This window comes from Wolbachia endosymbiont (group A) of Pipizella viduata (genome assembly GCF_964028555.1).
Taxonomy (GTDB): Bacteria; Pseudomonadota; Alphaproteobacteria; order Rickettsiales; family Anaplasmataceae; genus Wolbachia.
This window is the reverse complement of record NZ_OZ034787.1, coordinates 658,293-671,286: the sequence shown is the minus strand read 5'-3', so window position 1 is coordinate 671,286 and position 12,994 is coordinate 658,293. Positions and strand designations below refer to the sequence as shown.

Annotated in this window: 8 protein-coding genes and 4 pseudogenes; 4 read left to right on the top strand and 8 right to left on the bottom strand. The window is 34.9% G+C overall.

What is annotated here, in order from left to right; all coding sequences use genetic code 11:
• Positions 1-20: 20 nt before the first annotated feature.
• On the bottom strand, positions 21-818 hold the full coding sequence (locus tag ABWU50_RS03075; protein WP_410542068.1) for a recombinase zinc beta ribbon domain-containing protein: 798 nt from the start codon (positions 816-818) through the stop codon (positions 21-23).
• Positions 816-890: pseudogene (locus ABWU50_RS06845) on the bottom strand (head decoration protein); the annotation flags it as partial. The gene ABWU50_RS03075 and the pseudogene ABWU50_RS06845, both read right to left, overlap by 3 nt.
• 249 nt (positions 891-1,139) lie before the next feature.
• On the opposite strand from ABWU50_RS06845, the gene ABWU50_RS03070 reads away from it, so the two are divergent.
• Positions 1,140-1,739 carry an ankyrin repeat domain-containing protein gene (locus ABWU50_RS03070; protein WP_353276263.1) on the top strand — a complete coding sequence of 200 codons (600 nt, stop codon included), beginning with the start codon at positions 1,140-1,142 and terminating at the stop codon, positions 1,737-1,739.
• Between the two features lie 126 nt (positions 1,740-1,865).
• Positions 1,866-2,198 (top strand): hypothetical protein, encoded by a 333-nt coding sequence (locus tag ABWU50_RS03065; RefSeq protein WP_353276261.1) that lies wholly within the window; start codon positions 1,866-1,868, stop codon positions 2,196-2,198.
• A gap of 119 nt (positions 2,199-2,317) precedes the next feature.
• On the opposite strand, the pseudogene ABWU50_RS03060 reads toward ABWU50_RS03065, so the two are convergent.
• The 6 genes and pseudogenes from ABWU50_RS03060 to ABWU50_RS03035 all read right to left on the bottom strand — a co-directional run.
• Positions 2,318-2,635 (bottom strand): annotated as a pseudogene (locus ABWU50_RS03060) (phage portal protein); the annotation flags it as partial.
• Positions 2,635-3,666, bottom strand: coding sequence for a YhcG family protein (locus ABWU50_RS03055; RefSeq protein WP_353276259.1), 1,032 nt, complete (start codon positions 3,664-3,666; stop codon positions 2,635-2,637). The pseudogene ABWU50_RS03060 and the gene ABWU50_RS03055, both read right to left, overlap by 1 nt.
• Before the next feature lie 26 nt (positions 3,667-3,692).
• Complete coding sequence (locus ABWU50_RS03050) at positions 3,693-3,917, bottom strand: gpW family protein (protein WP_253309098.1); 225 nt, start codon at positions 3,915-3,917, stop codon at positions 3,693-3,695.
• Positions 3,904-4,644 (bottom strand): annotated as a pseudogene (locus tag ABWU50_RS03045) (terminase gpA endonuclease subunit); the annotation flags it as partial. The pseudogene ABWU50_RS03045 and the gene ABWU50_RS03050, both read right to left, overlap by 14 nt.
• Before the next feature lie 5 nt (positions 4,645-4,649).
• Positions 4,650-4,982, bottom strand: a pseudogene (locus ABWU50_RS03040) (Holliday junction resolvase); the annotation flags it as partial.
• A gap of 357 nt (positions 4,983-5,339) precedes the next feature.
• The gene (locus tag ABWU50_RS03035) at positions 5,340-6,872 is read right to left on the bottom strand and encodes an SWIM zinc finger family protein (protein WP_353276257.1); all 1,533 of its coding nucleotides are present in this window, start codon (positions 6,870-6,872) and stop codon (positions 5,340-5,342) included.
• A gap of 419 nt (positions 6,873-7,291) precedes the next feature.
• Between ABWU50_RS03035 and ABWU50_RS03030 the strand changes: the two genes are divergently transcribed.
• A complete protein-coding gene (locus tag ABWU50_RS03030) occupies positions 7,292-11,407 on the top strand; it encodes a lipase family protein (RefSeq protein ID WP_353276255.1) in 4,116 nt (1,371 codons plus the stop codon).
• 103 nt (positions 11,408-11,510) lie between these two features.
• Positions 11,511-12,905 carry an NAD-dependent DNA ligase LigA gene (ligA, locus tag ABWU50_RS03025; protein WP_353276343.1) on the top strand — a complete coding sequence of 465 codons (1,395 nt, stop codon included), beginning with the start codon at positions 11,511-11,513 and terminating at the stop codon, positions 12,903-12,905.
• The last annotated feature ends 89 nt before the right edge of the window (positions 12,906-12,994 follow it).

Below are 12,994 nucleotides of genomic sequence, written 5' to 3'. Positions count from 1 at the left end.
ATTATATTAAGCTTAGCCTCTCAATCTGCTTGACCAAGTTCTGATTCAACTACAGAGGCAAAACCTTTTATACTACTTATGATAAAATCTATTTCCCTCTGTAGTTCCTTTTCATCAACCACCTCTTCCTTCTGGTTTCTCATTGCTTTTAACTTCTTCTCTATTTCCTCAGCTTCTAGATTATATTCCTCCTGAGTTATGCGTTCTCGAACATAGACATAATTTAGTCTTTTGATACCTTGTTCTAATTTGCTTATTTCTTTTTCAATCTCATCATTTGGTTGCTTATTTTTATGTTCTAAAAGCATAAGTTGATGTTCTTTTGCAACTTTATCCGTGTCTTTCAATACCTTCTTCATTTCTTCCCATATAACTGGTTCTAGTATCTCCATGCGTATTGATTTGTTGCTACATACTCTAGTCCCGCCAAAACGGCTTGCACCTGTACCAGTACAACGATAGTAGCTCCTTCCTCCCTTAGCGTTTTTTGCTGCATAGTAGGCATATTTGCAACACTGACATACCATTAGTCCTTGTAATAGGTGCCTTCTTCCACTTCGTTGTATTCTTGATCTCTTTCTATTTTCATCAAGTTGTTTTTGTACTATATCGAATAATTCCTCTTCAATTATCCTTGGTATTGTTATTTTTATCCAATTCTCCTCATCAGTACGATAAACAGAATAGTTCCTTTTGCGCACTTTCCATCTTGCCCTCACTGCTTTTCTTATTGGCCCTACCTTCGACTTACCAAATGCCGCTTCTCCTTTGTATGCTTGATTTCTTAATATTCTATGGATTGTACATACGTTCCACACTCCCTTGCGGATGATGATTCCTCGTGCTTCAAGTTGCTTTATTGCTGCAGCTTTTTGCTCTTCAGTTATATTTGTTAACTGTAGCCTTTTATCCTCTCTTAGTTCTTTTGATAATATTTGCTGTTCTGTTTTTTGCTCTGCAGCTTGCATAAAACACCTTATCTTGACAATTAATGCCATTTATATTGAACAATTACATAATGTGCAAACATTTTTTTACATAATTTAATTTGTAGAAAGTTTTGCCTCAAATGCTTTTTAATTGACTCTCTTCTACAGGGTAGTCATAATGTATTATTTAATTAAAGAGGGAGGGTGATTATGGAGCCGCTACATGAAATACTGGAAGTATTAAATAATGATCAAGATTTAAACTCGAATAATATAGTTAAAAAGATAAAGAAAAAACTAGAAGAGAAAAGCAAACTAGATAGTGGATTTGAAGGAGCATTAGCAAAGGAAGAATATAATGTATGGAAAGAAAGTAAGTTTTCATTAGACTGCCAATTTACTACTAATATTGCTAGTTGGCAAGGTACATTACTGCATGTGGCTGCTAAACATGGCCATACGAACATAATAAAAATTCTGATAGAAAGTGGTGCAGATGTTGATGGCAAGCATAGCCATACTCCTTTACATGCAGCTGCTAAAAGTAATCAGCTAGAAGCAGCAAGGATTCTAATAAAAAACGGCGCAAATGTTCATACAAAAGATATCTGGGAATTTACTCCTTTACATTATGCTGCAGTTAGTGGTAGTGAATCTATAATACAGCTTCTCATACAAAATGGTGCAGATCCTTGGGTGAAGGATAAAAATAGTGAAACTCCAGTATATAGCTATGTATACGGGCGTGCATGGCTCCTTTCACCTCTTACTATTACCCACAAATATAAATGTTTGTTGCATAGCTCTTAATGGCATAACTTTTGCTTGAAATAACTGTTTATATGGTGCAATTTACAGCTTTTAGTTGCTAAAATTATAACTCTTAGTTTAATAACTTTAATCCAATAAGCTTTCAGGTTAATAAAATTAAATTATTTGAGTAAATACAATACTATGTTTTTATTTGTGGGTAATAGTAAGCTTTCACCTGGGTCTGGTGATGGGTATTTAGCACAATTTGAAAAAGCACGCAATGGAGGCCTCTTTGTTCGTTATTCAACACTGTTACTAGGGGCTGTGGCGGCAATAACACTTTTTGCAACCGGTAGCATTACACCAGATGTACCACGTATGATAGGCACAGCAGCTTTAGTTACAGTAGCAGCACTTGCAGCTGGTCGTATTACATATGAAGCGTTTAAACCCAGTACTAAAATGGCAAAAGTAGAATATGAGCGTTTTGTAGCAGCACAGCAATCACCACAGTAGTCTATTTCTAAATAAAAAAACTGTTGCATTATATCTCATATTATGGTAAGCCTAGCGTTAGGTGGTTCATATGAGGTAAAAATGAAAAACATTATCATCGCAGGCTCTGGTCCTGTTGGTTCATCTGTCCATCTCAGCCATAATTCTTGCACTTTTTTCCGAAACTCTGCATCTTTCGCCTTTGATTGCGGTTTTATTCCTGTTCCAACGCAATTACTCACTATCGTATCGATTATGTTTGCTGCATAGGAGTTCTTTCTTACCATATCACGAGACCGACTGCGTAAGTGTTCAAGGCTTTGGGAAAGTAAGCTATTTATACTTCCTGACTCTGGTTGAAAGTGCAATAATCTCCTTCCTGAACCTGATGCATCCCATGCTGAACCTTTAGACTTTGGTGGTTTGCGGAATAATTGCTTGAATGATTTTAGTAGCATTACTTTTCCTTATCTGAAACTTTCGATAATTCAGCTTCTAACTCTTCTATTGTTGGCAAAGCTGTTTTGATGTTTTCTGGTAGATTTTCAGTTATTCGATATTCCGCTAATCCTATTGGTTTATTTATGTCTTTGAGTGTATATTTAGCAAGTACATCATCTTTAGATTTACATAAGATTAACCCTATAGAAGGTTGATCTGTCGAGTTCTTCAGTAAATCGTCAACTGCGGAAAGATAAAAATTCATTTTACCTGCATACTCTGGTTTAAAATCTTTATCTTTTAGTTCAATTACTATGAAGCAACGTAACTTTAAATGATAGAATAATAAATCAATATAAAAGTCTTTATTACCAACATCTAAATGAAATTGTCTACCAACAAATGCAAATCCCTCACCGAGTTCTAACAGAAATTTTTCCATATGCCCTACAAGTCCCTTTTCTACTTCTCTTTCGTGAGCATCCTTACCTATACTTAAAAAATCAAAAATATATGGATCTTTTAATGTGTAATGTGCTAGATCGGATTGTGGAGATGGTAATTTTTCTTCAAAGTTAGTAATCGCTTTCCCTTGACGTTTATGTAGACCAAGCTCTATCTGCATCACCATAATGTTACGTGACCAGCCATGTTCAATAGCTTCTTTTATGTAGAATAGCCTCGCTTCTTTGTCCTGAACTAAGTCCATTAGAAATACATTATGTCCCCACGGCAATTGGGCAACAAGTTGTTGCACAAATTCAATATCTTGATACTCCACTGCAAATTGACGCATATATTTCAAGTTTCTCGTGCTAAAACCTTTCATTTCCGGGAATTCAGCCTTTAAGTCTCTACTTAACTGCTCAATTACTTTAGATCCCCAACTCTGAATCTTTTGTTTTTCTAGAATCCGCGTTCCAATATAATGATAAAGCAGTAGCAGTTCTTTATTTACTGTTCTTGCTGCCTTATAACGGCTTGTTGCAATACGATCTTTCAACTGCTCTAAAAATTCTGTATATTCTTTTCCTATAATTTTTGTCATAGTGTTCCTTTCAACGATTTTTATCATTATATGATCCCTTTATTCGTTGCAATAACAATCTTTCTCTTCGGCTTCACACCTGCAACTTTTAACTCTGCTTTGATTCGTTGCCTGAGCTCCAATAAATCCTTTATTTGAACTTCCCCGTACCGAACTACATGGTCACCATATGCAATTGAGACAACCCTTTCCCCGCTTTGCAGCTTCTTTATCGCTTCTTCAACTTGGGCTAAATATTCACTGCTGTACATTCTTCTCACCCAGCCATCCACTCTTTCTTACCTTTTTAGGCTTTTTAGTTTTTTCACCTACTAAACTCTCCCACTTACTCTCTGGCCATCTGTCTACTCCCAGTGCTATCGATGCTGCTCTTGCATAAACTCTGCAATCTAGTACTTCATTTCGGTCTCTTATCTTTTGCCACTCTTGTTTGGTATATCCTTTTACTACTTTGGTAATTAGTTGCTCTGCGGTTAGCTGTTTAAAATACTCAGGTGTATAATCTGGAAAATGACAATACCCCGGCGCCCCTTCTGTTAAAACATTCAGCAACTGAAACAATTCTGACTTTAATATCGATACTCCAACTGGCCACAGCTTCATTCCTCTCTTTAGCTTTTGTCCGCTAACTGTTACATCAACTCTACTTGGGCTGCTCAGTGGCACTAGCGCTTTGTTTGCCCCTTTTACTGCCATTACTCTCCCTGACCCTTGATGACCTCTTACCCAATTGTATACCTCTTGTGTTGCATACCCAGCATCTACCGCCATCATGCTTATCATGTATTCAAGACCATTTTCACCGATAAAATGATGATTTAATAATTCCGAAAGTTTTCCCCATACTTCTTCTCCTCCCGGATCTCCTTCAAATACTTGGTAGTCTATTGACCAACTTTCTCGATTTCTTCCCCATGCTACAATTTCTGCCTCTAAACGATCTTTTTGTACATCAACCCCTGCCGTTAACACTACTTTGCCACACTTGCATTGCCTTTACCGGTGATAAAACGTTTTATCGTCTTGACAGGTACACCTTGATAAGGTATATGATGCTTTTCACACCAAGCAGCTAAAACAGCAAAGAAACCACCATAACAATGCGCAGCATCAGTTCCAAGGTGTCTCCTTACCTCCTCAAAGTACACTGTAGAAATGTCTTTCAAGGAATTAAGCCAATTACTAAAACTTAAAAAGCACATGCCACCTCCGCTGAAACGGCTAGAGTGAAAACTCTCACTGCCACTTTGGATTACTCCATCTGTAAGAATTGCCCAGCCGGTTTGCTTGCCGAGGTCGAGTGTTAGGATTGACATAACTGGAAATTTTCATCTAGAGACAGCAAATATATGCATGTAATATATATACGTAAATTCTCAGAAATTCGTCCAAAAAATGTGAAAAAAAGTTAAAATAATTTTAAGGCAGCTAATTACGTTTTTTACAACAGAAGTCTTCGCTATTTGAGTTGTTTCCATTTTGGAAATAACTGTTTGTCGGGATTTTAAAGAGGTTACATGGGTTTTTGATAAAGGTGCTATCTCTCTATCCAAATCACTAATAACGCTATAACAATCCTCTAAAACGTTTTAAAGAATTGGGTTGCAGTAGAGACAATTGAAATGGGCTATGTAAAACTGTATCTTTTTGGTTTTAATTTCAAGAGCCTCCCTTCAGAAAGCCCTATATCTCTGCTTTTTTTGACTACTACAAAGGTGTGACAACCAGACATTAATTATTTGCGATTTTTCTTTGTCGATTAGTCCATGAAACTTTTGATACTTGCCAGTGAAAAACAGTCTAAAGATGTTCACATATTTATATTCATCAAGTGATACAGGAAAATTGTTTGTTATATATCCTAAAAGGATGAGAGAAGTAGCAACATTTACCTGTTCCTCTGGTTCTATAGCACGTCCCTTGTACTGCACCAATAGAGGCGGACAAATAGATGATATCTTGCTATGAATTTCCTTAACTGATTCATTAAACAACGCAGGAATCCATCTCATTATAATTTCTTCTCTTTTGTTTTGTAATACTTGTGGTATTAGCGCTGACTTTTCCATCAGCATATGTGCAAACTGTGAAATCATATGCATGAAGCGAAGTTCAGGATTAAGCCTGTGAAGTAACGAATTAGGAATGTCGTTTAAAAATTGTGCTACATTTTTTGGTAAATTTTTATCGGTTGCAAATAACTTACTTATACCATTGTTTACCTGAATCAGTTGATAACGATCATCAATAAATAGTTGAAATGTTTGCCAATGTTCGATATGCACCCATTTCTCAATAAACAGTTCTTCTTCTGTAAAAGACTGATTTCCTGTGGGATATCTTTGCCAATGCTTATAAGCTGTTTGCAAGGTATGGCAAAAGTTTTTCTCAAAAAAAAGCGGATTATTCGTCAAAATACTGCAAACACAATTAGCAAGGTCAGGAATAGTTGATAAGTCAATGTTATCTAAAATTACTTGATTGGAAGTTGCTTGATCGCATGGTTTAAATACATCATCAAGCGTTAAGATTTTTTGAACATCTCCTAATTTTCCATCCCAAAAATCATCGATGAATGCTAGTAAGTTACAATTACGAATATTAAAAGCCAATAAAGGATTTCTATCAATCTCTTTAGCAATAAGATAAATTACAGCAGCAATATGCTTACAAGGTACAGCCCAATCAGGACAATTGCATCTTGCATTTATTTCTTTCCGCTCTGAAGTAAACAATTTCGTACCAAGATCATTGAGCTTATCAAGCAAATCGATCGTTCTTACTTCTCTCCATTTTAAAGAAAACAATTTAGTGTAAAAATTATTGAGTTTATCAAACAAGCTGATTGTTTTTATTTCTTTCCATTTTGAGGGAAACAACTTAATGCCAGAATCATTGAGTTTATCAAGTAAGCTGCTCGGTAACCGTCTGTTTATTAACCGAGATAATATAGCTGGTGAAGTTTTTATAATTTGATGAATGGCATGCTTCTCTGAAGCATTGAATTCTCTTAGTATAACTTCAACTCTATATGATTGACCCGAACCATAAACTTTAGCTACGATTACATTACTATTAATTTTAATACCAGAGACTCTCCCATCATTGGCATAGGTTCTACCACGTTGTAATCGATTATCGCAGTCAACTCCACCAAGGCATTGAAGCCACTTCTTACTCCACCATGTTCTTCCATAAATAGTCATTTTATAAAATCGTATATTTCAATATAAATAAATTTAATATTAATCTTATAGATAATTTTTCTAAATATATCAAACCCACCTTAAACAACTATAGTGTTTCTTCAGAGCAAGCTACCAATTTTAGAACGGTTTAACATCAATTACTACTATAAAACGTCAACAGAAATAAGTTAAAATAAGCATTTGTTTGTTGCTATAGATCAAATTTACTTATGTTAAGCTGCATAAAAGTGCAACCAAGACTATACAAAAAGACTTAAAACTCTCAAAACCTTATGAATTTATATGTAACCAGTGCTCCTAATTTATTTACAATTCATCACTCTCTGTGACCATACAGAATTGGGGTTAAAAGGTTTGCTTGGCAAAATTAATGTTTAGTGGTATACTTAAGAAGTTATATTAATAGGGGTAATATATTGGTTATTCAAACTAATTCTTTAACATCAAGTACTGCAAGTTTGCCAACTGAAGATTCAAGTTGGGTTAATGTAAATCAAGAGGAAGCTGAAGTTAAGGAGCATCACCATTCTGAAGGTTCAGATATTGAAGTAGAAGAAGAGTCCGGAATTTTAGGCAGTGGAAATCAAGTGGCACCAGCTATTCCACTTAGTAGTGGGGCCACGTGCAATGATGATCTAAGCCTAGAGAACGCTATTCTTGCAAATACTGATCCAGATCTCAAGTCTCTTCTTATTACCAAAGATGCTCAAATGCTCCCGAGTATATCACGCATTCAGGCTCTTATAGATATCCTAAATGACGCAATGAACGAAAATAATTTCAAAAAACTAGATGAGGTTGTAGAAAATATTAAAAGTTATGAAGATTTATTTGTTGCTGATCTCGATGTTGAAAGATTCAAAAATTTTTGTATAGATCACCTTGGTTTAAAATTAGAAGACCAAAGGGTAGGAAGCTTTGAAGAAAGACAATCTAGAGGCGATCATTCGTATATATTTAGCAATATACTTTCTCGCAGGCATGATATAGAAAAAAATAACTGTAATTATTCGGCAAAAGAGTTGTTACTTCTGGCAATTGCAGCTAATGACAAACTTGCAGAAAAATACCAGGACATACTTTTTGCTGAAGGAAATTTGAGTCTTTTACCTCTACTTATTGGCAGTCAAAAATATATTGCAGCTTTTATAGAGAGATTTCCTGACCTTTATATTGAATTAAAAAATCAGGTTGTACAACTTGTTGAACCTAATAAGATTGGCTTTTTCTCAATTATAGCGCTAAGAAAAGAGCAGAATTTATTGAACTCAGTTCTTGTAGAAGATGTCTTAGGAGATCTTGAACAAGTGTTGCAAACAAGTAGCTTTAACCCTTTATATGGCGTGCTTGAAACAGCATCTCTCGCTAAAAATAAAGACTTTATGAAGATAGTACTGGATTCACTTGAAAGATATATTGATGATCAGGCTAAAAAAGATCTATTAAAAAAGTGTATTGTTACTTTTTTAGAAACTGCAATAAGCCAGGAGCATGTTTCAATTGTTGAGTACTTGTGCAGAGAACGTATTGAAAAGAAAGGTTCAATAATTCAAGAAATCTATAAAGAAGCATTTGCAGATGAGAAAATTATTGAACAAATTAAAAACCAGGTTCTAAAAAATATTGATAGTGCAGGTAATGGACGTAAGGAAAAAAAACAAAAAATTTATGACCTAGTTTTGCAAGCCGCCTCATGTACTGGCAGTACAGATTTTATAATAAAAGTACTAGATTTAATTAAAAATGATCCCAAATTTTCAGGCGATACAGATAGGCAGACCTTCTTGCAAAATAGTCTAGTTACTATTTTAGATAATGTTATACGTGAAAAACATTCCTCAATTATTCAAAATGTGTACACAAATTTTATATTGAAACTCGCTGAAAATTCAGGAGTGGAGTTTTTAACCATCCAACAAAGATATCAAAACGCTTGTCATACTTTTATAAGTGTAGATAATAATGTTGCCGGTCAGTTTAATGAGGAACTTAATGGATATTATTCAAATCTAGAACAAGATGAATTTGAAATAACTGATATTCAAGAAGAGCAAAGGCCAGGTATTTTAGGACCAAATAAAACTGAAATTGCAAGATTTAGCCAAGAGAAGTTATTAGAAATCATCAATTTTGTTAAGATAGGCTATTATGTTAGTGATTATAACCTTAATAGTCAAAAGTTTTCTGAGTTAGAGGAAAGATCTTATAAAGTTCCAGCTAAACTTAAGGAAGAAGGATATAAAATTGTTCAGTTTTATAACGTGAATGATGGTAAACAATATCGACATGCTGGTTACGTTTTTATAAAAGATAAGGAAATAACTATAGTTTACCGCGGTAGTCGTAATTGGTTTGACTACATGAAAGATGCTGAAATGATTTCGACTAGTTCAGGTGAGCTTTTGCCTGAAGGTGGAAAAATCCACTCAGGTTTTTATTCTTTATTTAAGGATTCTTGGGACAGTGTTTATGAGAGATTAAAAGGACATGCTAATGATCAAAAGTTAGAAATTAAAGATTTTAAAATTAACCTTACAGGTCATAGTATGGGAGGTGCCATTGCCACCATAGCTGCTCTATGTTTAAGTGTAAGAGAGGGTGCAGAAGATTTGCATGTTGCAACTTTTGCTTCTCCAAGGGTTTTTGACACTTCTGCTGCTAAGGTTTATGAAGAGCGCCTTGGAAAGAAAACTATTAGAGTAGTTAATCAATCAGATTTCATACCTTCATTACCATCTGGTTCTATGGGTTATAAGCACGTGGGTGAACAATTAAGGGTAACTAGTGATTCTTATGCCCATTCATTAGACATATATCGCAATCTTATTATAAATATTGAACCTGACAAATTTAAGTCTGATAATAACGTATCTATATACTATTATCCTTCTTACCTTGCTACAGTATTGTATAATGTATTCACTGCACTAAGTTACCTCATTCCAAATACCCATTCAAATGGTGATGAACAATATTTTAAACAAGTAAAGAACAAACATAAAGATGCTTCACTTTCTGAAATGATGAAATATTCTGGATCTAGTAATGAACAGAAAGTAGTAATTTATGAGGATTCTGAACCTGTTGAAGACGGGTTTATAACCTTTGTGATGCCATCTTTACCTAGACATGAAAGAGGTGAAGGGTTAAAAGTTAACGTTCCTGATATTGCTTTTTTTGTTAACAATAATTATTATCTCAGTGGAAACACTATTAGTCCGAGGCTATCGAAAACCTTTAAGGATAATAGCAATAGTAAGGATAAACAAACTCCTGTTCAACAAGCAATCCCTATAGTTCCGGAAGAACTTGCTGCACAAACTCCTCCAGTTACATTGATCGAAGATGATGTGGCTATAGTAAGTCAAGCTTCTACAAGTAATGATCAAACAACACCGCAGCAGGAAAGTGTAGTGCTTTCTATAGGTAATAGTACAAGTAGAGCTTTATGTGTTGCAACTTTGGGTACTCAACAGGTTGTTCCTCGTGGAGGGACTGTTGGTACTATTGAGGCATTAAAGAATTTGCCTAACAACAGAACAATTAAAATTTTTCTCCTCAATAATGTTCAGAGTGTTGCTCAAATTTTTAAAAAGTCTGATCGAGAGGCTGAACTTTCTCTCCCTAATGGTAATACCTATGAACTTGATTTACATTTGATTAATGAAGAAAGTCTAAAAGTGCTATTTAATAAAGAAAATTCAGTTCTAGCTAATGCTATTAATGATTTTTCTACTGTTAAAACACCAGCCTTAGAACAAGAAAATAATACTCATGGCAACGATCAACAACCAAGTGATTCTGTTTCTAATATTCAAAGTGATGATGTAGAAGTCGGTAGCACTACTATAAATGATCAATCAACCTCTATTATCAGTAGCGATGGTGAGGATAAACAAACTCCTGTTCAACAAGCAATTCCTATAGTTCCCAAGAAATCAGAAGAACTTGCTGCACAAACTGCTCAAGATATATCAGTTGGAGATGATGTAGCAGCTTCCGTTATTAGTAATGATAATCATAGTGATTCAAGTGAAATTCAGTTACAAGCTACTGTTCAACAATTTATTAATAAAGATGGTACTGCACCATCTGTTCAACTAGCTGCACCTAAAAGTTTAGATAAGAATAGTGGTAAAAAAGATACACAACCAAAACTAATACCAACAGGGGTACCTTTAGTAGCTAGTAAAGACTCTAACCGAGTAAATAATGTTCAAGGTAACAGCAAACAACCTAGTTATCCAGACAAAAACAACCCTGCTCCACAAAATGCAAAAAGTAAGTTGCCTGTGATAGCTGCTGCTATGTTAGCAATAACCGGAGTTGCTACAGGGATAGCTATTGCAGTTTACTTGGAAATGCTAATGGTAGGAATAGCAGTTGGAGCTTGTTGTCTAGTTGCAGCTACAATCATATATTACTGTAACAGACCTTCAAATTTAGTTGAACCTCCAGCTAGTTGTAATAGGCCTTCAAGTTTACTTGAGGGTAGTAATGTTAAACCTCCAGCTACTGCATCCATTGTATAATAAGTTGAAGAATAAATATAGTAGTTTACCATTTAATAATTTATTATCATTATGTTAATTATTGTAAAATAAGAACCAAAGCCTGATTTAAAATGCGTACTCGATAAATACTTCGGCGAAAGTACTCAGGTACTTTGCCTATTCTTTAATTGGTGGAGCAGAAAAGACTCAATTTGAAGTATTAAACAAGTTAAAAGAGCTAGGATTCTGTGTTAATGAGTATAAATTTTTAGCAAACAATGCAGATGAAATGTTGGAGTTCTACAATCAAATCTATAGTAATCGTCATAATTTAGGCTATGATATCGATGGCGTAGTCTACAAGGTTAATGATTTGAAATTACATGATAGATTAGGAAATACCAACAAAGCACCACGCGGGGCTATAGCACACAAACTTCCTGCAGCTCAAGGAAAAACTAAAATAAAAAAAATATCAGTACAAGTAGGCAGAACAGGTGTGCTGACACCAATTGCAGAATTAGTTCCGATAAATATAGGAGGGGTTCTCATTACTAGGGCAAATCTGTATAATAAAGATGAAATTAAGCGCAAAGACATAAGGGAAGGTGATATCGTAGTAGTAGAACGAGCTGGAGATGTTATTTCCCGCATTGTAGAAGTGGATAAAAAGTCTCGTTCTCGGAATACACCAAAGTTTATATTTCCTGATACTTGCCTGGAATGCGGAAGTGCAGTAGATATATTTAAAGATGAAGCTACAGCTAGATGTTCCGGAGAAAACGGTTGCCAAGCACAGCGAATAGGAAAGTTAAAATATTTTGTGGAAGTTCTTGACATTAAAGGTTTTGGCAGTACCCAAGTGGAGTTCCTTTATGACCTTGGTTTGATAAGGAAAATATCTGACATTTTTGCTCTCGAAGAAAAACTCAAAAATTTCAACTTAAGTGAACAAGAGGGATGGGGTGAAAAATCAATATCTAATTTATTGAACTCAATCAACAGCAGAAGAACTGTAACGCTTGAAAAGTTTATAACTTCTTTGGGAATTAGACTTGTAGGACCACACGTAGCAAAAATACTAGCTAACCATTACAAATCTTATGATGGTTGGTATGAAGTTATGGCTCAATTACCTTATGATAGAGAAGCTCCTGATAAATTAATGAGCATAATAGGCATAGGCGAAGAAACTATAACTTCCTTGGAGGAATTTTTCTCTGATGAGGATAATATTGAAATGGTAAATGACCTTGCTGCTCAGTTAAATATTCTGCCTGTGGTTGCTAATACTAGCAATTCCATTTTTAATGGCAAAACAGTAGTTTTTACTGGCAAGCTGTTGACAAGGGAAAGAAAGGAAGTGCAAGCAGAGGCAGAATCTTTAGGCGCAATTGTGAGTTCAAATGTATCGCCTAAAACGGACTTCTTGGTTGTCGGTGAAAAACCTGGGTCAAAGTATAAAAAAGCTTTAGAACTAGGTGTTAAAATTTTAACTGAGAAAGAATGGCTTTTTCATCATAAAAGAAACACTTAGACCAGTTCAGAATGGCCTTTATATGTATAACTTCAATTTTGGGGGCATAACTACTTAATTTCATCGCCAGGTTAGTCTCTTACACCAAA

What these genes read in the sequence shown, in the direction of transcription:
- ABWU50_RS03070 (WP_353276263.1), top strand. Translation starts at nt 1,140, where the DNA reads ATGGAGCCGCTACATGAAATACTGGAAGTATTAAATAATGATCAAGAT.
- ABWU50_RS03055 (WP_353276259.1), bottom strand. Translation starts at nt 3,666, where the DNA reads ATGACAAAAATTATAGGAAAAGAATATACAGAATTTTTAGAGCAGTTG.
- ABWU50_RS03050 (WP_253309098.1), bottom strand. Translation starts at nt 3,917, where the DNA reads ATGTACAGCAGTGAATATTTAGCCCAAGTTGAAGAAGCGATAAAGAAG.
- ABWU50_RS03035 (WP_353276257.1), bottom strand. Translation starts at nt 6,872, where the DNA reads ATGACTATTTATGGAAGAACATGGTGGAGTAAGAAGTGGCTTCAATGC.